Annotated in this window: 18 protein-coding genes; 7 read left to right on the plus strand and 11 right to left on the minus strand. The window is 71.5% G+C overall.

Features of this window, described 5'->3' with window-relative positions:
• Positions 1–2 precede the first annotated feature (2 nt).
• Entirely contained in the window at positions 3–236 is a 234-nt protein-coding gene (locus ACPU2J_RS27260; RefSeq protein WP_423834217.1) for a hypothetical protein, read from the minus strand.
• Between the two features lie 238 nt (positions 237–474).
• Between ACPU2J_RS27260 and ACPU2J_RS27265 the strand changes: the two genes are divergently transcribed.
• The 4 genes from ACPU2J_RS27265 (at position 475) to ACPU2J_RS27280 (ending at position 3997) form a co-directional block, all read left to right on the plus strand.
• A complete protein-coding gene (locus ACPU2J_RS27265) occupies positions 475–816 on the plus strand; it encodes a HopJ type III effector protein (protein ID WP_420079155.1) in 342 nt (113 codons plus the stop codon).
• 99 nt (positions 817–915) lie between these two features.
• A complete protein-coding gene (locus ACPU2J_RS27270) occupies positions 916–1569 on the plus strand; it encodes a hypothetical protein (protein ID WP_420079154.1) in 654 nt (217 codons plus the stop codon).
• 5 nt (positions 1570–1574) lie between these two features.
• Entirely contained in the window at positions 1575–2840 is a 1266-nt protein-coding gene (locus tag ACPU2J_RS27275; protein WP_423835013.1) for a DUF6357 family protein, read from the plus strand.
• Positions 2841–2953: 113 nt separating this feature from the next.
• Positions 2954–3997: a hypothetical protein gene (locus ACPU2J_RS27280; RefSeq protein WP_423834218.1), complete on the plus strand. Its 1044-nt coding sequence runs from the start codon at positions 2954–2956 to the stop codon at positions 3995–3997.
• 71 nt (positions 3998–4068) lie between these two features.
• Here the strand turns inward: ACPU2J_RS27280 and ACPU2J_RS27285 are convergent, their stop codons facing one another.
• From ACPU2J_RS27285 to ACPU2J_RS27315, 7 genes are all read right to left on the minus strand, one after another.
• The gene (locus tag ACPU2J_RS27285) at positions 4069–4854 is read right to left on the minus strand and encodes an enoyl-CoA hydratase/isomerase family protein (protein ID WP_420079152.1); all 786 of its coding nucleotides are present in this window, start codon (positions 4852–4854) and stop codon (positions 4069–4071) included.
• Entirely contained in the window at positions 4851–6098 is a 1248-nt protein-coding gene (locus ACPU2J_RS27290) for a cytochrome P450 (protein ID WP_420079151.1), read from the minus strand. Before ACPU2J_RS27290 ends, ACPU2J_RS27285 begins: the two co-directional genes overlap by 4 nt.
• Positions 6099–6202: 104 nt before the next feature.
• Positions 6203–7582: a cytochrome P450 gene (locus ACPU2J_RS27295; RefSeq protein ID WP_423834219.1), complete on the minus strand. Its 1380-nt coding sequence runs from the start codon at positions 7580–7582 to the stop codon at positions 6203–6205.
• A gap of 10 nt (positions 7583–7592) precedes the next feature.
• Positions 7593–8153 (minus strand): GTP-binding protein, encoded by a 561-nt coding sequence (locus tag ACPU2J_RS27300; protein WP_361597893.1) that lies wholly within the window; start codon positions 8151–8153, stop codon positions 7593–7595.
• Between the two features lie 3 nt (positions 8154–8156).
• Complete coding sequence (locus tag ACPU2J_RS27305; RefSeq protein ID WP_423835014.1) at positions 8157–8537, minus strand: DUF742 domain-containing protein; 381 nt, start codon at positions 8535–8537, stop codon at positions 8157–8159.
• A 4-nt stretch (positions 8538–8541) separates the two neighbouring features.
• Positions 8542–9384 carry a roadblock/LC7 domain-containing protein gene (locus tag ACPU2J_RS27310; RefSeq protein ID WP_399314602.1) on the minus strand — a complete coding sequence of 281 codons (843 nt, stop codon included), beginning with the start codon at positions 9382–9384 and terminating at the stop codon, positions 8542–8544.
• On the minus strand, positions 9381–10595 hold the full coding sequence (locus ACPU2J_RS27315) for an ATP-binding protein (RefSeq protein WP_420079149.1): 1215 nt from the start codon (positions 10593–10595) through the stop codon (positions 9381–9383). Before ACPU2J_RS27315 ends, ACPU2J_RS27310 begins: the two co-directional genes overlap by 4 nt.
• A gap of 605 nt (positions 10596–11200) precedes the next feature.
• Here ACPU2J_RS27315 and ACPU2J_RS27320 point away from each other — a divergent pair.
• Both ACPU2J_RS27320 and ACPU2J_RS27325 read left to right on the plus strand, forming a co-directional pair.
• Positions 11201–12313, plus strand: a complete 1113-nt coding sequence (locus tag ACPU2J_RS27320) for a winged helix DNA-binding domain-containing protein (RefSeq protein WP_420079148.1) — start codon at positions 11201–11203, stop codon at positions 12311–12313.
• Positions 12314–12423: 110 nt separating this feature from the next.
• On the plus strand, positions 12424–14121 hold the full coding sequence (locus ACPU2J_RS27325) for an AMP-binding protein (RefSeq protein WP_423834220.1): 1698 nt from the start codon (positions 12424–12426) through the stop codon (positions 14119–14121).
• Positions 14122–14225: 104 nt separating this feature from the next.
• On the opposite strand, the gene ACPU2J_RS27330 is transcribed toward ACPU2J_RS27325, so the two are convergent.
• Complete coding sequence (locus ACPU2J_RS27330) at positions 14226–14714, minus strand: glutathione peroxidase (protein ID WP_365079390.1); 489 nt, start codon at positions 14712–14714, stop codon at positions 14226–14228.
• 135 nt (positions 14715–14849) lie between these two features.
• Positions 14850–15680 carry a hypothetical protein gene (locus ACPU2J_RS27335; RefSeq protein ID WP_420079146.1) on the minus strand — a complete coding sequence of 277 codons (831 nt, stop codon included), beginning with the start codon at positions 15678–15680 and terminating at the stop codon, positions 14850–14852.
• Positions 15681–15956: 276 nt separating this feature from the next.
• Between ACPU2J_RS27335 and gcl the strand changes: the two genes are divergently transcribed.
• Entirely contained in the window at positions 15957–17744 is a 1788-nt protein-coding gene (gene gcl, locus ACPU2J_RS27340) for a glyoxylate carboligase (protein WP_423834221.1), read from the plus strand.
• 1339 nt (positions 17745–19083) lie between these two features.
• Here gcl and ACPU2J_RS27345 read toward each other — a convergent pair.
• Positions 19084–20541, minus strand: coding sequence for a catalase (locus ACPU2J_RS27345; RefSeq protein WP_420082325.1), 1458 nt, complete (start codon positions 20539–20541; stop codon positions 19084–19086).
• Between the last annotated feature and the right edge of the window lie 44 nt (positions 20542–20585).

Raw genomic sequence — 20585 nt, forward strand, 5'->3', positions numbered from 1 at the left:
GGTCAACTCGCGCTCATGCCCCGCTCCGGCCACGCGCCCCGCTCCGCGTACAGCACCTTGAGCTTCTGTGAGGTCTTCAGGAAGGTGTGGTCGACCCGTGCGTCCTGCACGGTGGAGGTGCGGGACTCCTTGTCCACGGTCAGCCGTCGCCCGAGGCACTCCGGGTCCTCACCGAACAGGTACGTCACGAGCCGTCCGGTCTCCGCGACCTTCCGGAAGTACACCAACGCGGCCACGCACCCTCCCCTGCCGAAGTCCTCGTGCCCGGCAACCGCCACCGCCACCGCCACCGCCACTGTCCCCTGCCACGCGGACCGGAGCGCCGCGGGCACGTCCCTGACCTGGCAAGACGCCGCCCGGAGGGCATCCGTTCCGGCATGTGGCCCGATTCCGGCCGACCGCCCGCGAACGGGTACGGTCGTCCGGTCACGGACGGCAGCCGGATCGTCCGTCCAACCCAGGGGAACCACCACCATGACCGACCTGAAGCCGCTGCGCGAGAGCCTCGCCTCGGGCGAGCACGAGTTCGCCGCCACCCTGGCCTTCGTCGCCGCGCACTACGACTACCGCCCGCAGGCCTTCCGCAACGGCGAGCTGGCGAACGCCGCGGGCGAGAACGAGGGGTCCTGCAAGACGCTGGGCCTGGCCGTGCTGGAAGGCCTGAGCGACCAGGAGGCCCTGCTGGCCTTCGGCGAGCACTACCGCAGCGTGCTGGCGACCCCGCAGGGCACCGACCACGCCAACATCCGCAACCTCATGGCCCACGGCCTGGCCGGCGTCACCTTCGACGCCTCGCCGCTGACCGCCCGGAACTGACCTTCCCTGCTGCCCGCAGGGCCGGCGGTAAGCGGCGGGAGCGGGCCGTTCCGGTGAGGTTAGGCTGTCGGAGCCATCCCGTGAACGAAGGACAACCCCATGGTCCGCCCCTACGCCCCCGGTCCGAAGCAGTTCGTCTTCGCCGCCGGTGACGGCAACGATCAGCAGGTCTCCGTGAGCGACCCGCAGGAGGCCTACACGGCGTTCTCGGCGTTCTTCCGCGAGCGGGACTCCGCCACGTACACCATCAGTGACGAACCGGCCGGGCAGCGTCTGGTCCTCGTACCGGGGCAGGGCCTGATCTCCCGCATCCGGGGCGGGGACCGGCCCCGGGCGGAGCACCTCCGGGTCGACCGGGGCAACCGCTACCTCCCGAGCGCGATGCTGTTCTTCGAGAACGGCTACGCCGGACTCGACCGCTTCGGCCAGTGGTTCCCCGACGCCGCCGACCTCGACGCGTCACCGGAGGCCCGTGGCGCCGCCCGAGCCGCCACGTTCACGACGGAGAGGGCGGCCATCGAGGAAGTCGCCCGGATCTGGGAGGATTCGGGCATCGTGGACCCGAGCGACCGGTACTACGTCTTCTTCGACTCCCACGACGCCGACGAGTCCCGCTCCGAGCGGGCCGAACTGCTGGAGCTGATCGGGTTCCTCGGCCTCGAACGGGTCGACGCCCCGGCCGGGGCCGCCGACGGCGAGGTCTGGACGCGCACCGACGCCCGCCTCGACGCCGAGTTCGCACGATGGTCGTGAGGGACGTGCCCGAGGTCGTCTTCACGCGCGGCATCGGCTGGATCCCCAACGTCATCCGCGAGGACGGCGAGCTCAAGCTGATGCTCGGCGCCGGGGCCGACGCCAACCACGACCCGCGCACGTTCACGTTCCCGATCGGGGAAACCCATCTCGCGGTGATCCGGACGGACCTGGCCCGCCACCTGCTGCTGTGGAGCGCGGTCCTTCCGCTGTGCGACGACGCCGGGACCCGGGGACCGCTCGACGAGGACGCCGCCGTCGCCCTCCTGGACCCGATCCTGCTCTCCCCGCCCGCGGACGTCGACTCCTTCTTCCGGCACACCCGGTGGGACCGGAGCCGGCTCGTCGCCCACGGGGCCGACACCGGCCTGCTGGGGCGCGGCCGGATCCTGGCCGCGATGCGCTCGGCGACGGAGACGTCCGACGGCAAGCGCGCCCAGGAGGACCGCGCGGACCGCCGTCGCGCCGAGCGCGGAGTGGTCCTCGGCCCGCTCGACGCCGCCGTCCTGCGCTTCACGGGCCAGTACGCGCACGGCGCGAGCGTCCCGAGGCGGCTGCCCGACGCCGTCGACGCCGCGCTGCTGCCCCGGGTCATGCGGGTGATCGCCACCGCGGAGCAGGCGTGCGCCGGAATGCGGATCGGCCTCGACCCGCGCCGGGGCCGCCGCGCCACGGACAAGAGCGACTGGGACCGGATGGCGGCGGCGGTCGACGCGGCCGTGCGCCGCGCACACCCCGGACTCGCCGACGACGCGGTGCGCACGGTGGGCTTCCTGATGTGCTCCGAGGCCGCGCAACGCTCCCGGAACACCCCGGTCGCCGACGACGAGGACCCCGCCGACACCCGGGACGCCCCCGGGGGGAGCGCGGAGAAGACGGCCCTGACCTTCACCGACGACAAGGGCGCCGAACGGAAGTGGCGCCGTGGCGCCGGCCCCCGCGGTGCCACCGCGGAGTTCTGGGAGTTCGTCGCCGAGCGCTCCGCGGGCGACAACGAGGTGTTCACCATCGAGGACGAGGAGCGGGGCGAGGGGATCCAGCTCCACTTCTACGCGGACTCCGTCGCCCGCGTCACGACGGTCCGGCCGGGCAGGGGCGGGGCGGACCCGGAGTACCGGGTCGAGTACGCCCTGGTCGACGGGATCCGTGGCTACCGGCAGGTGGTGGGCACCTTCGTCCGGGGCGGCTGCGCCGCACTCGGCGGGCACGGCCCCTGGATGTCGGACGTGGCCGAACTCGAAGCCGCCCGCCGCCACCGCAGAACCCACTAGGCCCCTCCCGCCCTCCGCCGGTTCGGCGTTGTCGCTTCCGCGCCGGGCGTTGCATAATCCGCTGCACTCGCCTTCGAACAGGCGGGCGGATGAATGCAATGACAGGAAGTTCCGTGCGCCTTTCCCCGGTGGTGGTCGATCCGGCCGTGTCCGTCCCCCTCTTCTTCGCTGCGCTGGGGGTCGCGGCGTCGTGTTTCCTCCTGTCCCTCCTGATGCCCCTCCGGCGATCCGACGGGCTCCTGGCCGGCCCCGATCCACAGCTCCAGCTCGCGATCGAGGCCGTCCGCTCCGGCACGTGGCAGCCTGCGGCCGACCTCCTGGCGGCGGCCGGCGACGACGCGGAACGGGTGGCCCACTACACGAAGCACCTGTCGTACGTGGCCGCCGACGAGGGAGACGCGTGGGTCACCGCGTGGCGGGAAGCCAGGCCGGACGACTCCGACGCCGTGCTCGTCGCCGCCTGCGCGCGGGTGAAGCGGGCCTGGCTGCTCCGCGGGGGGCAGCCGGCGCGTTTCACGTCACCCCGGCAGTTCGGCGACTTCCACCACGAGCTCCACGCAGCGCACATGGCGCTGGAACGAGCCGCGCTCCTGCGCCCGGACGACCCGACGCCCTGGGCGGAGAAGGCGGCGGTCGCGCGCGGACTCGGCTTCTCCCACGGGGAGATGGCCGAACTGTGGGCCGAGGTCGAGGCGAGGTCGCCGTACCACTTCGGTGCGCATCTTGCCGCGTTGCAGTACTTCTGCAGCAAGTGGTGTGGTTCGCGGGCCGAGGTGGAGGAGTTCGCGGCGCGGGCCTCCCGGTCGGCGCCGCGGGGCAGCCTGCTGACCGTGCTGCCCTTGCTCGCGTGGTTCGAGGAAGTGGACCTGCGGGGCGAGTCCGCGGGGCTGTTCGGCACACCGGAGGTCGTCGCGCTCGTGGATGCGGCACTGGACGACGTCGCCGAGGCCGGGGGACACCCGAACCAGCCTGAAGCACGGCACCTGCTGGCCTACTTCCTGCTGCGGCAGCGCCGCTACCGGGCGGCCCTGGAGCAGTTCCGTCACGTCGACGGCTACACCGGGGCCATCCCCTGGAGGTACTCCCGCTGGGGGAAGGTCACGTACCGGCTCTGCCGCGCACGAGCCCTGTGGGGAGCGCTGCTCACCCGCCGGTGAGGCGTCCGGGCCGGTCGTCGGCGGGGCAGGGTTCGTCTTCCCGCCCGCACCGTGCCGTCGTCCGGGAGGGGTCAGCTGCCTGCGTGCCGGTGGAGAGCGGCCGTCAGGAGATGGGAGTCGAGCAGGGAGACGTCCGCCGTCCTGTCCGCCCGCGCGTAGCCGGCCAGCATCCGTTTGGTCAGGACGAGCGCTTCGGGCGAGCGCCGGACGAGGGGCCTGACCCAGGAGTCGATCACCTTGTCCAGCCCGTCGAGCGGGGCGGTCCGGTGGAGCAGACCGATCCGGTGGGCCGTGTCGGCGTCGAAGGCGTCGCAGGTGAGCATGAGCTCGCGGATCCTGGACGCGCCGGCCTCGGCGACCAGGCGTCCCATCGCCCCGCCCCACGCCGGCGGCAGCCCGATGCCGACCTCGGGCATGCGGAAGCGGCTGGTGTCGGCACCGGCGCGCAGGTCGCAGAAGGCGGCGAGGGCGAGACCCGCCCCGATGACGCGCCCGTGCAGCCGGGCGATGGTGACCGCGTGCGTGTTCTCCAGGGCCTGGCACAGGCGGTGCGCCTTGTCGGCGATGCGCCGCAGGCTCGCCCCGGACGGGTCGGCGGCCAGCGCCTCCTGGTACTCGGTGCGGTCGGCACCCAGGCAGAAGTCCGTACCCAGCGACGACAGCGTCAGGATCCGGACGTCGGGTCTCTCGTGGAGGTCGTCGAGCAGGGTGACGAGGTCGTCGAGGACCACGGAGTCCAGCGTGTCGTCCTGGCCCCAGGGGTTGAGGCGGACGTGCAGTACGGGGCCGTCCTGCTCGGTGAGTACCGCCTTGGGCGCGGTCCGGGCGGAGGCGGGGGCGGGGGAAGAATCGTTCATGCGGGTGCTACGTCCAGGTTCAGCAGGCGGCGGAACGCCACACGGGGCGCCATCGACGGGGGGCGTACGAGGGTCAGGCGGGGGAGGCGCCGGGTCAGCTGGCGCAGCAGGGTCTGGGCTTCGAGGCGTGCCAGCGGCGCGCCGAGGCAGTAGTGGATGCCGCCGCTGAACGCGAGGTGGTCGGGCCTGCGCCCGGGGTCGAACCGGTCCGGGTCCTCGTGTCTGGCCGGGTCCCGGTGCGCCGCCCCGATCATGAGGTGGACCATCTCGTCGCGGCGGATCTCGACGCCTCCGAGCACCGTGTCCTGCGACGCGACCCTGCTGATCACGTGGGTGGGCGGGTCGTAGCGGAGCGACTCCTCCACGAAGGCGGGTACGAGGTCCGGGTCGCCGGCGACCATGTCCCAGCGTTCCGGGCTCTCGACGAGCCGGAGCGTCATCGTCGAGAGGAGGGTCGCGGTGGTCTCCAGGCCGGCCAGCAGGACGAACAGCACCAGGAAGTAGACCGCCTCGTCGGCCTTGTCCCGGTCGGGTTCGATCGCGTCCCACGCCCGGATCCACCGGGTGACGGGGTCGTCGCCGGGGTGGGCGCGCCGGTCACGCACCAGGTCCGTGAAGTAGGCGCGGAGTTCGGCCGTGGCCGCGTCGGACAGGGCCAGTTGGCTGGCCGACGGCAGCAGCTCCTGCGTGAACACCTGATCGTGCGTCAGTTCTCTGAGTCGTGGCCAGTCGGCCCGTGGCAGGCCGAGCCATTCGCCCAGGGTGGCGACCGGCAGCTCCTCGCAGACCAGCTCCGAGAAGTCCGCCTCGCCGGTGCGTATTCGCTCCGTCATGGCGTCGAGGAGCCGATCAGTGATCCGCTGCACGTTGCGCCCCATGCGCTCCACCGTGCCCCGGTCGAAGGTGCCCGCGGCCCGCCGCACCCGGGTGTGGTCCGGTGGGTTGAGTGCGGCGAGCGTGCTGCTCATCTCGCGCGAGGAGGGCGCGTTCCAGCGGGTCCCGGGCCCCTGGCGCTCCCGCCACGCCCTGTCGGGCTCCAGCCACTGGCGGCTGCGCAGGACGCCGTCGCAGGCGGCGAAACCCGTCACGGCGAAGCCGCCCCACGGAGCGGGCACCACCTCGCCCCGCGAGAGGAGTTCGGCGTAGATCGGGAAGGGGTCGGCCTGACCTCCGGCCGTCCGCAGACGGGAGAAGAGTGAAGCGGAAGCCCGGCGGTCGCACGACGGGATGGTGGCAACGCCCATGACGGCGGCTCCTTTCTGAGAACCAGCCGCCATGCCTACCCTCGTGATCGGCAGGGCATCCGCTACCACGGCGTACTCAGTGAGTTACCAGAATCACACTTGCCTCATTCACCCCTGGTCCACGCCAGGAAGCGGCTGAAAAGGCCCCCCTTGGGCTGCGACGGGGCGCCCGCGTCCGGACGGGAGGGACCGGCGTGCGTGACCGTGGGGGTGGCCGCCTGCTGCTGGGGAGCCTGGCCCGCGGCCGTTCCCGCCGACCCGGCCGCCTGGGGAACGGCCCTCGGGGTGAAGCGGATCGGGAGCGTGACCAGCGAGCGGCTCCACGGGCTCGGCGCCCAGGCGAGCGACTTGAACGGGACGCGCAGCTCGACGTCGTGGAGCTGGTTCAGCAGGGTCTCGACGGCCGTGACGGCGATCATGAAGGCCGGATCCTTGGCCGGGCAGGCGTGCGGGCCCGCTCCGAACGCCAAGTGCGCCTTTGCGCTCAGCTGTTCACGGTGCTGCGTGAGCCTCGGGTCGGTGTTGGCCGCGGCGAACGAGACGAGGACCGGGTCGTTCGCCCGGATCGTCCTGCCGCCGAGCTCGACGTCGTGCGTCGGGTAGTGGGCCGCGTAGTTGGCGATCGGCGCGTAGTTCCAGAGGGTCTGGGAGACCGCGTCCTCGACCGGGAGACCGACCTGCCAGTCCTCCCCGAGGTACAGGGCGCTGCTGGTGCCGATGGTCGCGGCGAGCGGCGCGGTGCCACCGGAGAGCAGGGTGACCAGCTGGTGGAGCAGCTCCTCGTCGCTCAGCTGGGCCGGGTGGTCCATCAGGCGCGTGGTCAGGTCGTCCGTCGGGCGCCGCCGCTTGAGGGCGATCAGCTCGGTGAGCGCTCCGCCGAGCACCACGTCGGCCCCGGGCGTCCCCTCGAAGATGCCGCTGATCCCGGCGATCACGCGGTCGCCGATGTCGGGCGGGCAGCCGAACAGGTCGCTGAAGACCAGCAGGGGCAGGGGCTGGGCGTACTCGGCCATCAGCTCCGCCTGACCGCGGATGTCGGTGCTGAACTGGCTGATCAGGTAGTTGGCGGACTGCTGGGTCTGCCTGATGAGCTGGTGCTCGTTGACCGTGGCGAGGCTGTCGGTGACGGCCCGGCGCAGCCGGGCATGTGCCGCGCCGTCGCTGAAGAGCGCGTTGGGGCGGTAGCCCATCATGGGCAGGGCCGGGCTGTCGGCCGGGACGCGCCCCTCGTTGAGGGCGTTCCAGCGGCGGGAGTCGCGCACGAACGACGCGGGGTTCTGCAGGACGTACAGCGCGGCGTCGTAGCTGGTGACGAGCTCGGCCTGGACGTCGGGGGCGATGTCCACGGTGGCACTGGGGCCGAGGAGGCGCAGCCGTGCGTAGTGGCTGTCGGGGTCGGCTCCGAAGGCAGGGCCGTACATCTGGACGTTCCCGTGCGCGGGGCAGCCGGGGGGTATCTCCTGCGGGTCAAGTGGCTGTTGCATTCCTGCGCTCCTAGCCGAGTTGGGACATGAGGTGTTGCACGAGGACGATCAGGGCCTGCGCCGAGGAGCTCTCGTCCCGTACGTCGCACGCGACGACAGGGGTCTCGGCGGTGAGGTTCAGTGCCTCGCGCACCTCGTCGAGCGGGTAGTGCGTGGTGCCCTCGAAGTGGTTCACGGCGATGGCGTACGTCAGGCCGAAACGCTCCACGAGGTCCAGGACGGGGAACGACTCGTGCAGCCGCTCCGGGTCGACGAGGACCAGCGCGCCCAGGGCCCCCCGGGAGAGCTCCTCCCACATCTCCTTGAAGCGCTCCTGGCCCGGCGTTCCGAAGAGGTAGAGCACCAGCGTGTCGCTGAGGGTGAGCCGGCCGAAGTCCATGGCGACGGTGGTGGTCTTCTTGTCGGGTGTGCCCGACAGGTCGTCGAAGCCCACGCTGGCTTCGGTGATCTCCTCCTCGGTCCGCAGGGGCCTGATCTCGGAGAGACTGCCGATGCAGGTGGTCTTGCCGACCCCGAAGTGCCCCACTATGAGGATCTTCACCGCGTGGGAGACGCCTGGATCCAAGTACACGCGTTACGCTCCGAATCGATTCTTCAGGCCTTCGAGCACGGCGCTGACCAGTTCTCTGTCGACACGTTCCGCGCGCGGTATCGGTGTCCTCGCGAGGACGAGCCCGTCGTCCTCCAACTGCGCCAGCAGGATGCGGACGACGCCCAGGGGCAGGTGCGTGTGCCCCGCCACCTCGGCCACGGACAGGAAGCCGTCCGCGACCAGGTCCAGGACCTGCCCCGCTTCCGGGGACAGCGTGCGCGCCGCGGCCTGTCCGTTCACCGGAGCCGCGGTGACGAGCGTCGTGTGCTCGTACTCGTGGTCCGGGGGCAGTGCTCGTCCGTTCGTGATGACGAAGAAGGGGACTAAGGGAGACGTCAGTTCCGGCGCGTCGTTGTACTCCATCCCCTCAGGCACGGTCCGTCCCCCTGCCCGGTGTCGCCGTAGCGGTCAGCGCGGGAACCACCTCGTGCAGCCGCGTGGTGAACTGTTCGATGTCGCAGTCGTGTTCGGCGGCCGCGGCCAGGAGGGCATCGGGGCCGGCCGCGATCAGGAAGATCCAGCCGTGCTGGAACTCGATGACCGTCTGACGCCACTCCGCGTCCTCGACCACCCCCGCGAACTGGGAGGTGACCCGGCTGTAGGCGTGGATGCCCGTCATGGCGGCGGAGACCGTGTCGGCGAGGTCGCGGCTCATCCCGTGGGTCGCCCCGCGGGGAAGGCCGTCCGACCCCAGGAGGATGGCGTGGCGGGCACCCTTGACCTCCGACACCACCCGGTCGAGCGCACCGAGCACGAATCCCGTGTCACCGGAGCCCTGCTGCCGGGGGGCGCCGCCCCGCGGGGCTCCGGCGTCCTCGGTGCCCACCCGCGGCGGCGAGGTGAGGTTGGTGCCCAGCCGGGCGACGAGGCGGTGCATACGGAACGAGATCTGCTGCATGTCCACGTCGGGCGCGGCCGCGGCGGCGAGGTAGGAGCCCTGCCCCGCCCCGATCAGGAAGCTCCAGCCGTGCGAGAACTCGATGATGGTCTGGTTCCACTGCCGGTCCTCCTCCGGTCCGGCGAAGTGGGCCGTCGCCCGGCTGAGCGACTGCATCCCGGCCATGGCCGCGGAGATGGTCCGCACGTCCTTCTCGGCCAGGCCCTCCGTCGCGCCGCGGGGAAGGCCGTCCGCGGACAGCAGGACGGCGTGCCGTGCGCGGGGCACGTTGTGCACGATGTCCTCGAGCATCCACGACAGATCTGCGGTCATGCCTCTTCGGGCCCTTCGAACGAGGTGGCGTCAAGATTGCGGCCCGAGAGGGTGCCGCGCTGGAAGGCCCCGAGGCTGCGCCCGGAAGCGCGGCCCGTCTCCCCCTGGGTCCGTGGCGCCGGAGAGGTGGCGTCGGGATCGGGGAGGATCGAGATGGGCGCCTGGCGTGCGCCGCGCTTGGGCAGACCGTGCGTGGTGCGCGACGTCGCGCTCTGGGGCCGGCTCTCGGTGGCGCGCCGGATGTCGCTGATCGGAGCCTCCTGGACAGGCGGGGCGGGCGGGACGGGCGGGGCGGACGGCATCTCCTCCATGGTCCACAGCTCCTCGGGCAGGAGGACGACCGCCCTGACGCCGCCGTAGCGCGAGACGCCGGTGACGTCCACCTTGAAACCGTGCTGACGCGCGATCAGGCCGATGACGGGGAAGCCGAACCTCGGCTGGGTGCCGAGCTGCGACAGACGGGGGGCGACCTCACCGGAGAGCAGCGCGGTCGCCCGCTGCCGCTCCTCGTCGTTCATGCTGACACCGGCGTCGTCGATGACGATGCACAGGTTGCTCTGGACGCGCTGGAACGTCACCTCGATCGGCGCGTCGTGCTGCGAGAAGCTGGCGGCGTTGTCCAGCAGTTCCGCCACGGCCAGGGCGACGGGCGCGACCGCGGACGCCTTCAGCGCGAGACTGGTCTGCTGCATGATGGCGACCCGGTGGAAGTTGCGGATCTGGCCCTGGGCGCTGCGCACCACGTCGTAGACGCTGGCGGGCCTGTTGCGGCGGCCGAGCGGCGCACCGCACATGACGGCTATGCCCTGGGCCTTGCGCGCCATCTGCGCGTTGGCGTGGTTGACGTCCAACAGGTCGCTGAGCACGGGGTGTCCGCCGTACTTGCGCTGGATGCCGTCCAGAAGCGTCGTCTGCTCGGCCGCGAGGCTCTGCAGGAGGCTGGCGGCACCCTTGAGGACGGCCTTGGTGCTCTCCTCCGCCGCTTCCTTGGCCCCGCGGAGCGTGGCCTCCTGCGCGTTCCGGAACGCCTGCAGCTCGGCACGCGACGCGTGCAGCTGGCTGTCCGCCGCGAGCAGCTGGTGCCTCAGTTCGGCCTCGGTGTGCTGCTTCTTCGCCCCCAGCGCTCTGTTGCGGGCGACGAGTGCCACGACCGCGGCGACGGATATCGCCGCCACCGCAACCAAGCACCACACAAGTGCGTCTCGATTCATGGAAACCTTTCCCGGCGCATGGTGTGCGGACGGCTGCAGATACACCTCGCGAGGCCCCGCAACACAGCTGATCGGCGTGGTTCGCCCGCTCGTTGTGCGGAGAACGTGACGCCGATCACGATCAGTATCTGCGTGAGAACAGATCAAGATCACAGATGCGGGGATGCTATCACCGGATCTCCGACCCCTCGGACGCCCGTCGTGGCTTCACATCCGCCCAACCGGGCCGCCACAGAAGCAGGTTGACATGGGGCCTTTCGGCCCTACCCCGACCCTCGACGGACCCTCCCGTTGTTGATCCGTCAAGCAGTTCTTCACGAGACGGGCGACAATTCCTCACATCATCCGAGAGGCGGTCGATCGGCCCCGGGGTCGCCCCGTCGACGGGTCGCGGCGGCCAGGCGGAATCCGGTCAGGTGGCCTGAATTCGATCGCGCGGTTCGCGGATATCCACACAACGGGGCGAAGTCCGCGAGCGAGGCCATGCGAATCCCCGTGCGGCCGGTATCCGCATTCTTCCCGGATTCCCCCCATCGCTCTACGGTGGTTTCCGTCCGTCAGAGTTGCGGACAGAAGGTGTCCGCAACGGGGGCTAGGTTGCTGTCATGGCCTCCAGGACGACGCATCCCGTACTCGGCACCCGCGCGCTGAACCGTGCCACCCTCGCCCGCCAGTTGCTGCTCGAACGCGCGTCGCTGTCCGCGCAAGACGCCGTCGCGCATCTCCTCGGGCTGCAGGCGCAGAACGTCAAGCCCCCGTACTTCCAGCTCCACGCCCGTCTCGCCGGCTTCCGGCCGGCCGAGCTCGCCGGGCTCATGGAGTCCCGTGAGGTCGTGCGGATGGTCACCATGCGCTCCACCATCCACACCCACACCGCCGACGACGCGCTGACCCTGCGCCCGCTCGTCCAGCCCGCCCGGGACCGCGAGGTCGCCTACTTCCGCAAGGGGCTCGTGGGAGTGGACCTGGAACGGCTCGCCGACCGGGCCCGCGCCCTCGTCGACGGCGCCCCGCGCACCATGGGCGAGATCCGCGAGGACCTGCTCCAGGAGTGGCCGGACGCCGACCCGCAGTCCCTCTCCGTCGCCGCGCGCTGCCTGCTGCCGCTGGTCCAGGTCACGCCGCGCGGGGTGTGGGGGCGCAGCGGGCAGGTGCGGCTCACCACCGTCGAGAACTGGCTCGGCACGACCTCCCCGGTCCGGGCGCAGCCCGTGGACGACGTCGTCCTGCGCTACCTCGCGGCGTTCGGGCCCGCCTCGGTCAAGGACATGCAGACCTGGGCGGGCCTGACCCGGCTGCGCGAGGCGTTCGAGCGGCTGCGGCCGGGCCTGGCGGTCTTCCGGGACGAGAACGGCGTCGAGCTCTTCGACCTCCCCGACGCACCCCGCCCCGACGCCGGCACCCCGGCCCCGCCGCGCTTCCTGCCCGAGTTCGACAACCTCCTGCTGTCGCACGCCGACCGCACCCGGGTCGTACCGCCCGAGATCAAGGGCCGCACCTGGACGGGCAACCAGGCCCACTGCACCCTGCTCGTCGACGGATTCCTCGCGGGACTGTGGAAGCTGGAGGGCCGGGAGCTCACCGTGGAGCTGTTCTCTCCCGTCCCGGCGCGGGTGCGGGACCTGATCGTCGACGAGGGGGAGCGGATGGTGGGCGAGATGGCCGGTGGGACGGAGGGGCCCGCCGCCGTCGTACGGTTCGGCGCGATTCCGCGCTGACCCGGCGCTGACCCCGCACCGGCGCGGCGTCGGCTCCGCGCCGCTCCCGGTCAACTCGCGGCTGACGCCGCCCTGGTGGTCCGTACGGCGAACGCGGCACGATACCTGCCATGACGACCGGAAACACGCAGAACAACGCCACCGCCACCGCGGAGTTCCTCGCCGCCCGGGACTTCCTGCTGGAGCGCCGCGGTGATCACGAGGGCGCCCGCACCGGCTTCACCTGGCCCCGCCCGCACCGCTTCAACTGGGCCCTCGACTGGTTCGACCGCATCGCCGACGGCAACGAGGCCGACGCCCTGCGCATCGTCGAGGAGGACGGTACGAGCGAGGCCGTCTCCTTCGCCCGGCTCGCCGTACGGTCCGACGCGACCGCCACCTGGCTGCGCGAGCAGGGCGTCGCACCCGGCGACCGGATCCTCGTCATGCTCGGGAACCAGCGGGAACTGTGGGAGGTGATGCTCGGCGCGATGAAGCTGCGGGCCGTGGTCATCCCCGCCACCCCCCTCCTCGGACCGGCCGACCTGCGCGACCGCGTGGAGCGCGGCCGCGTACGGCACGTCGTCGTACGGGCCGAGGACACCCCCAAGTTCGACGAGGTGCCCGGCGGTTACACGCGGATCGCCGCCGGCCCGCGGGTCCCGGCCGGCTGGCGGCGGCTCGCGGACGCCGAGCGGGCCCCGGCCGGATTCACCCCTGACGGCGAGACCCTCGCCACCGACCCCCTCATGCTCTACTTCACCTCCGGCACCACCGACCGCCCCAAGCTCGTCGAGCACACCCACGCCTCGTACCCCATCGGCCACCTCTCCACCATGTACTGGCTCGGGCTGCGCCCCGGCGACGTGCACCTCAACATCGCCTCGCCGGGCTGGGCCAAGCACGCCTGGTCCAACCTCTTCGCCCCCTGGAACGCGGGCGCGACCGTCTTCGTCCACAACTACGCGCGCTTCGACGCCGAACGGCTGATGGCCGCGATGGACCGGCACGGCGTGACCACCTTCTGCGCCCCGCCCACCGTCTGGCGGATGCTGATCCAGTCCGACCTCGGCCTGCTGGCGAACCCCCCGCGCGAGGCCGTCGCCGCGGGGGAGCCGCTCAATCCCGAGGTGATCGAGAAGGTCCGCGAGGCGTGGGGTGTCACCATCCGCGACGGCTTCGGCCAGACCGAGACCACCCTCCAGGTGGGCAACTTCCCCGGCGTGCCCGTCAAGCCCGGCTCCATGGGCCTCCCGGCGCCCGGCTACGAGATCGTCCTGCTCGACCCGGTCACGGGCAAGGAGTCCCCGGACGAGGGCGAGCTCTGCGTGGACCTGCGCGTCCGCCCGGCCGGGGTGATGACCGGCTACCGGGACGACCCGGAGCGGACCGCGGAGGCCATGGCGGACGGGCTGTACCGCACCGGCGACATCGCCTCCCGCGACGCCGACGGCCACCTCACCTACGTCGGGCGCTCCGACGACGTCTTCAAGGCCTCCGACTACAAGATCAGCCCGTTCGAGCTGGAGAGCGCCCTGCTGGAGCACGAGGCGGTGGCCGAAGCGGCCGTCGTGCCGGCCCCCGACGAGCTGCGGCTCGCCGTCCCGAAGGCGTACGTCACCCTCGCCGCGGGCTGGGAGCCCGGGCCGGAGACGGCCAAGGTGCTGTTCGCGCACTCCCGCGCCGTGCTGTCCCCGTACAAGCGGATCCGCCGCATCGAGTTCGCCGAGCTGCCCAAGACCGTGTCGGGCAAGATCCGCCGGGTGGAACTGCGGGAGCTCACCGCGGCCGGGTCGAACGAGGAGTACCGCGAGAGCGACCTGGGCTGAGGGGTACGGGCCGGCCCGCCGCGCCCGCCCGTCGGCCGGCCGGCCGCGCCCGTCGGCCGGCCGGCCGCGCACCGCGGGCCCGGCGGCGGCCCGGGGGCGGCGTCCTACGCGGGCAGCAGCGCCTCGATCGCCGCGATGACCTCCGGGGCCTCGGGCTCGGTGCGCGGGCGGAAGCGGGCCACGACCTCACCGGCGGGGGAGATCAGGAACTTCTCGAAGTTCCACTGGATGTCCCCCGCCTCGCCGTCCGCGTCGGGGGTCTTCACCAGCTCCTGGTAGAGCGGGTGCCGGTTCTCGCCGTTGACCTCGGACTTCTCCAGGATCGGGAAGGTGACGCCGAACCCGGCCGAGCAGAAGGTCTGGATGTCCTCGGCGTTGCCCGGCTCCTGCCCGCCGAACTGGTTGCAGGGGACACCGATGACCGTGAAGCCCTTGGCCTCGTACGCGAACTGCAGGCGGGCCAGTCCCGAGTACTGAGGGGTGAGGCCGCACTGCGAGGCGGTGTTCACCAGGAGGATGACCTTGCCCTTGTGCTCCGCGAGGCTGGTGGGCTCGTCGGCCAGGGTGGTCAGCGGGATGTCGTACAGGCTCATCGGGCTCTCCTCAGCAAGCAGGGGTGACGCCCACGAGCCTAGGGGATGCCCCGGCCGCCCTGGCCGCCCCGTCCTTGCCGTCGATCAGGCCGTCCACCGCGCCGTCGATCATGGATCCGGCCGGGCCCGCACCCCTCAGGACCCCGCCGCGACCAGTTCCTCGGCCGGGTCGTTGACGGGCTGCGGCATGCCGGTCAGGTCCATGACGAACAGCGGTATCCCCAGTTCGTCCGCGCGGCTCCGGGCCTCCTGCGTGTACCCCGCGAGCGAGAAGTAGACGCTGGTCGACGAGGCCGTGAGGCCGTTCAGCCAGACGCACTCCACCGCCCGCAGTCCGGCCTGTGCCGTGGTCGGGTTCACCTGCGCGACCAGGCCGGGAGCCCGCAGGTCCACCACCGCCGACGGGATCGGGCGCCCGTCCGGCTGGCGCACGTCCCGGAAGCCGAGCCAGCGCAGGTACAGCGCCGCCGTGGCCACCGCGTCGCGCGCCGTACGGATGGTCACGGGTCGGAAGGCGGGCCGCGCCGGCGGGAGCGGCGCGGGCGCCGGACGCGCACCGCCCGCGCCGCCCGGACCGTCGCCCGATCCGCCCGAGCCACTGCCCGTCCCGTCCCTGCCGGGGGAGGTCGCGGGGCCCGGGGCGTCCCGCGTACCGGCCCCGGCCCCGCCCGCCCCGGGCGGCGCATCCCGTACCGGCCCGGACGCGGGGTGCACCGGAACGAGGACGACCGTGCCGCAGGAGCCGCAGCCCAGCTCCGGGTGCGGCCACTCGCTCTCCCGCCCGCAGCTCGTGCACCGCACCGACACCCACGTGTCCGACCACGTCCGGTGCGTCAGCAGGACCGGCGGCGCCGACAGGTCCAGCGGCGGATGGACCGGGCTGCCGCAGGAGCAGGGGAAGACCGGCGCCGTGTAGCCGTTCTCGCGCAGGCACGCCGGGCAGCGCACCGGTACCGCTTCCGCCATGAGACCCCGCCCCTCCGTCGCCGTCCGTACCCCCATGCTCCACCACCGGCGACCGTGCGGGGGCGGGACCGGGGGAGAGAGCGGCCCCTTTCGGCCGCGCCGCGACCGCGAATCGGTGATTTGTACAAGTCGCCGACCGATATGCGGCCTTTGGTGGCTTCGGGGGTCCTGTGACGCCTTGACGTCGAAGGGCTCGCCGCTTAGCTTGTTCCGTATAGCAGAACAAAACTTCCGGATGACGGAAAAGCCTGACCGCCAGACCCGCAGGAGAACCTGATGCCTCGTATGACAGCCGCCGCTGCTGCAGTTGAGATCCTCAAGCTCGAGGGTGTCGAACAAGCGTTCGGTGTTCCCGGTGCTGCGATCAACCCCTTCTACCGGGAGCTCAAGAACGTCGGCGGCATCGCGCACACGCTGGCCCGTCACGTCGAGGGCGCCTCGCACATGGCCGAGGGCTACACCCGTGCCAAGGCGGGCAACATCGGCGTCTGCATCGGCACCTCGGGCCCGGCCGGCACCGACATGATCACCGGCCTGTACTCCGCCATCGCCGACTCGATCCCGATCCTGTGCATCACCGGTCAGGCCCCGGTCTCGAAGCTCCACAAGGAGGACTTCCAGGCCGTCGACATCGCGTCGATCGCCAAGCCCGTCACCAAGGCCGCCACCACGGTCCTGGAGGCCGCGCAGGTCCCCGGCGTCTTCCAGCAGGCCTTCCACCTCATGCGCTCCGGCCGCCCCGGCCCGGTCCTGATCGACCTCCCGATCGACGTCCAGCTGACCGAGATCGAGTTCGACCCGGAGACCTACACCCCGCTGCCGGTCTACAAGCCGCAGGCCAGCCGCGCCCAGGCCGAGAAGGCCCTGGGCTTCCTGCTGGAGGCCGAGCGCCCGCTGATCGTCGCCGGCGGCGGCATCATCAACGCCGACGCCTCCGACCTGCTGGTCAAGTTCGCCGAGCTGACCGGCATCCCCGTCATCTCCACCCTCATGGGCTGGGGCACCATCCCGGACGACCACGAGCTGGCCGCCGGCATGGTCGGCGTCCAGACCGCGCACCGCTACGGCAACGCGACCTTCCTCGCGTCGGACACGGTCATCGGCATCGGCAACCGCTGGGCCAACCGTCACACCGGCTACAACCTGGACGCCTACACCAAGGGCCGCACGTTCGTCCACGTCGACATCGAGCCCACCCAGCTGGGCAAGATCTTCGCCCCCGACTTCGGCATCGCCTCCGACGCCAAGGCCGCCCTGGAGCTCTTCATCGAGGTCGCGAAGGAGTGGAAGGCCGAGGGCAAGCTGCCCGACTTCTCCGCCTGGGCCGCCTCCGCGCAGGAGCGCAAGGCCACCCTGCAGCGCCGTACGCACTTCGAGAACATCCCCATGAAGCCGCAGCGCGTCTACGAGGAGATGAACCGCGCGTTCGGCCCGGAGACCCGCTACGTCACCACCATCGGCCTCTCCCAGATCGCGGCCGCGCAGTTCCTGCACGTCTACAAGCCGCGCCACTGGGTCAACTGCGGCCAGGCCGGCCCGCTCGGCTGGACCATCCCGGCCGCCATCGGCGCCGCCACCGCGCAGCCCGACGTCCCGGTCGTCGCCCTCTCCGGCGACTACGACTTCCAGTTCATGATCGAGGAGCTGGCGGTCGCCGCCCAGCACAAGGTCCCCTACGTCCACGTCCTGGTGAACAACGCCTACCTGGGCCTGATCCGTCAGGCGCAGGGCGGTCTCGGCATCAACTTCGAGGTCAACCTCGAGTTCGAGAACATCAACACCCCGGAGATCGGCGTCTACGGCGTCGACCACGTCAAGGTCGCCGAGGGTCTGGGCGTCAAGGCCATCCGCGTCACCGACCCGGACAAGCTGGGCGAGGCCTTCGAGGAGGCCAAGAAGCTGGCCCAGGAGTTCCAGGTCCCGGTCGTCGTCGAGGCGATCCTGGAGCGCGTCACCAACATCGCGATGAGCAAGACCGTCGACATGAGCGACGTCACCGAGTTCGAGGAGCTCGCGACCGAGCCCGGTCACGCCCCGACCGCGATCAAGGCCCTCCAGGCCTGATCCGCCCCGTACGCGGCCTGCGGCCCCCGCTCCTCCTCCGGGAGGGACGGGGGCCGCTGCGCGTTCCGTGGGTACGGGGCGCCCCTCGCGGGGCAGCCATCACCCCCGCGAGGGGGCGCGGGCGGGTCGGCGGCTGCCCACCCGCATCCACGGTGCGGGTGGGCAGCCGCGAAGCGGGATTCCCCTGGACCGGATCAGAGCAGGTTGGAGGTTTCCCGGCAGTCCCATCGTCCAGTGTCGGGTGCGCGGCTACCTGCGCGAGAGGTTGAGCGGGGCCCCTTACGGAGCACCCGAGCGCGACAGATCGCTACGCGCTCCTCCGGTCTCGGCGGCCGGCGGCTGTGCTCGCTGTTCCCGGACCGCCCGCCCTTCGCCGAAAAGCCGTCGTGGATGTCGACTCCGCTGCCCATCGGCATCGATCAATTGATCATGAACCTGATGCTTCTCGTCGTCGCGGGGCGACGCGGCAATCAAGGCGATCGAGGTCCTCGCGGCGGAGGTTCGCCTCGTCATCTGGGATCCGCAGTCCCAGGACGCCTGTCTGCCGGGCCGTGATTGACCGGGCCGGGTTCGGTTCAGGCGATCTGAGCCCCGTTCGACCGTGCCACCAGGCCGGAGGCGGCCGTCGGCCGCCGAGATCAGAGAACGTAGCGATCTGTCGCGTTCGGGTGGTCCGGAGGGGGCTCTGAGCAACTTTTCGTGCAGGTGGCCGCGCCCCAGCCCTGAGTCATGGAGGTGGGCCCGGCTGCCCGGCGGGCCGTGGCCCGGCGCCTCGCCTGATCGCTGAGAGGCCCGTCCCTTGGTCCAACCCTCCCCGAGGCCGCCCCAGGGTGTGCCGCTCTGCAGGCACCCACCCGCACCGTGGGAGGTGGGTGGGCAGCTGCCGACCTGCCCCCGCCCCCTCGCGGGGGTGATGGCCGGCCCGTGCCGCAAGCCCCGTACCCCCCAAAGCAAAGCGCCGAGTCACGGGACCGTCCGTGACTCGGCGCTCTGGCTTGTTACCGCCCGACGGAGCGAGGCTGGCGCGACAGGACGTTCGCACCGCCGGGCGGGGTGTGTGGGGAGGGTCCCTCCTCCGCGTGCGGGGGGCTCTGTGCGCAGCCCCCGTACGGGGAAGGGGTGTTGGCTGGGACCGTGGCGGGCGGGCGACGAGAACTCCGGCACCGTCTCCCTCAGGTCAAGAGACGGGCCTCGGAACCCATTACCACCGCACTGGCTCGCACGCTCGCCACGGTCCTCGTCCTGCCCTCGCCGTAAACCACCCCTCATCCGGGTCCACGGGTCGGGCTCAGCACCCGGGGCCTGACCTCCCGTCAGGCCCCCGGTACATCTGTGTGGCTCAGGCGTCGCGCAGGGCGCGGACGGCCTCCTCGACGCGGCGGCCGTAGTCGGCGTCCGCGGCGTGGAAGTGAGCCAGGTTCTTCTCGATGACGTCCTCGAGGGTGACCTGCGACAGGCCGCCGGCGATGTTCGCCACCAGACGCTGCTTCTCGGCCTCCGACATCAGGCGGTAGAGCTCACCGGCCTGGAAGAAGTCGTCGTCCTTGGTGTGGGCCGGGGCCTCGTGGGTGCCCGTGTAGCCGGAGACGGCCTTCGGGGCGCCGAGCGCGAGACCGGTCTCGGTCGGGCCCTGGTACGAGTTGGGCTCGTAGTTCTTGTCGTGGCGCGAGCCGTTGCGCAGCGCCATGACGCCGTCGCGGCCGTAGTTGTCGGCCTTCGTCGCCTTCGGGGCGTTCACCGGCAGCTGGGTGTGGTTCACACCGAGGCGGTAGCGCTGGGCGTCGGCGTAGGCGAAGAGGCGGCCCTGGAGCATCTTGTCCGGCGAGGCGGTGATGCCCGGGACGAAGTTGTTCGGGGAGAAGGCGGACTGCTCGACCTCCGCGAAGACGTTGTCCGGGTTGCGGTCGAGGACCAGGCGGCCCACGCGCTGCAGCGGGTAGTCGGCGTGCGGCCACACCTTGGTGAGGTCGAACGGGTTGAAGCGGTAGTCCGCGGCCTCGGCGGCGGGCATGATCTGGACGTAGAGGGTCCAGCTCGGGTTGACGCCGCGCTCGATGGCCTGGAGCAGGTCGGTCTGGTGCGAGTTCGCGTCGGAACCGACGATCTCGGCGGCCTGCTCGCCCGAGAGGCAGCGGATGCCCTGGTTGGTCTTGAAGTGGTACTTGACGAAGAAGGCCTCGCCCTGCTCGTTCGTCCACTGGTAGGTGTGGGAGCCGTAGCCGTTCATGTGGCGGTAGGACGCCGGGATGCCGCGGTCACCCATCAGCCAGGTGATCTGGTGCGTCGCCTCGGGGGCGTGCGCCCAGAAGTCCCAGACGTTGTCCGGCTCCTGCTTGCCCGTGAAGGGGTCGCGCTTCTGGGAGTGGATGAAGTCGGGGAACTTGATCGGGTCCTTGATGAAGAACACCGGGGTGTTGTTGCCGACGAGGTCGTAGTTGCCCTCTTCGGTGTAGAACTTCAGCGCGAAGCCGCGCGGGTCACGGACCGCGTCGGCGCCGCCGAGCGAGTCGGCGACGGTGGAGAACCGCAGGAAGGTCTCGGTCTTCTTGCCGACCGTGTTCAGGAACGCGGCGCTGGTGTACGCCGTGACGTCGTCGGTCACCTCGAAGTAGCCGTACGCGGCGGAGCCGCGGGCGTGCACCACGCGCTCCGGGATGCGCTCCCGGTTGAAGCGGGCGAGCTTCTCGAGCAGCTGCTGGTCCTGGACCAGGAGCGGGCCACCGACGCCGGCGGTGGCGGAGTTCTGGTTGTCGGCGACCGGGGCGCCGGACTCGGTCGTCAGCGTGCGCTTCGACATGGTGACCTTCCGTACGGGTAACTGCTGACGGAAAGCGTCTTCCG

Source organism: Streptomyces manipurensis (assembly GCF_049570255.1).
Lineage (GTDB): Bacteria > Actinomycetota > Actinomycetes > Streptomycetales > Streptomycetaceae > Streptomyces > Streptomyces manipurensis.

What these genes read in the sequence shown, in the direction of transcription:
- ACPU2J_RS27265 (WP_420079155.1), top strand. Translation starts at nt 475, where the DNA reads ATGACCGACCTGAAGCCGCTGCGCGAGAGCCTCGCCTCGGGCGAGCAC.
- ACPU2J_RS27270 (WP_420079154.1), top strand. Translation starts at nt 916, where the DNA reads ATGGTCCGCCCCTACGCCCCCGGTCCGAAGCAGTTCGTCTTCGCCGCC.
- ACPU2J_RS27285 (WP_420079152.1), bottom strand. Translation starts at nt 4,854, where the DNA reads ATGAACGATTCTTCCCCCGCCCCCGCCTCCGCCCGGACCGCGCCCAAG.
- ACPU2J_RS27290 (WP_420079151.1), bottom strand. Translation starts at nt 6,098, where the DNA reads ATGGGCGTTGCCACCATCCCGTCGTGCGACCGCCGGGCTTCCGCTTCA.
- ACPU2J_RS27295 (WP_423834219.1), bottom strand. Translation starts at nt 7,582, where the DNA reads ATGCAACAGCCACTTGACCCGCAGGAGATACCCCCCGGCTGCCCCGCG.
- ACPU2J_RS27305 (WP_423835014.1), bottom strand. Translation starts at nt 8,537, where the DNA reads ATGGAGTACAACGACGCGCCGGAACTGACGTCTCCCTTAGTCCCCTTC.
- ACPU2J_RS27310 (WP_399314602.1), bottom strand. Translation starts at nt 9,384, where the DNA reads ATGACCGCAGATCTGTCGTGGATGCTCGAGGACATCGTGCACAACGTG.
- ACPU2J_RS27315 (WP_420079149.1), bottom strand. Translation starts at nt 10,595, where the DNA reads ATGAATCGAGACGCACTTGTGTGGTGCTTGGTTGCGGTGGCGGCGATA.
- ACPU2J_RS27320 (WP_420079148.1), top strand. Translation starts at nt 11,201, where the DNA reads ATGGCCTCCAGGACGACGCATCCCGTACTCGGCACCCGCGCGCTGAAC.
- ACPU2J_RS27325 (WP_423834220.1), top strand. Translation starts at nt 12,424, where the DNA reads ATGACGACCGGAAACACGCAGAACAACGCCACCGCCACCGCGGAGTTC.
- ACPU2J_RS27330 (WP_365079390.1), bottom strand. Translation starts at nt 14,714, where the DNA reads ATGAGCCTGTACGACATCCCGCTGACCACCCTGGCCGACGAGCCCACC.
- ACPU2J_RS27335 (WP_420079146.1), bottom strand. Translation starts at nt 15,680, where the DNA reads ATGGCGGAAGCGGTACCGGTGCGCTGCCCGGCGTGCCTGCGCGAGAAC.
- gcl (WP_423834221.1), top strand. Translation starts at nt 15,957, where the DNA reads ATGCCTCGTATGACAGCCGCCGCTGCTGCAGTTGAGATCCTCAAGCTC.
- ACPU2J_RS27345 (WP_420082325.1), bottom strand. Translation starts at nt 20,541, where the DNA reads ATGTCGAAGCGCACGCTGACGACCGAGTCCGGCGCCCCGGTCGCCGAC.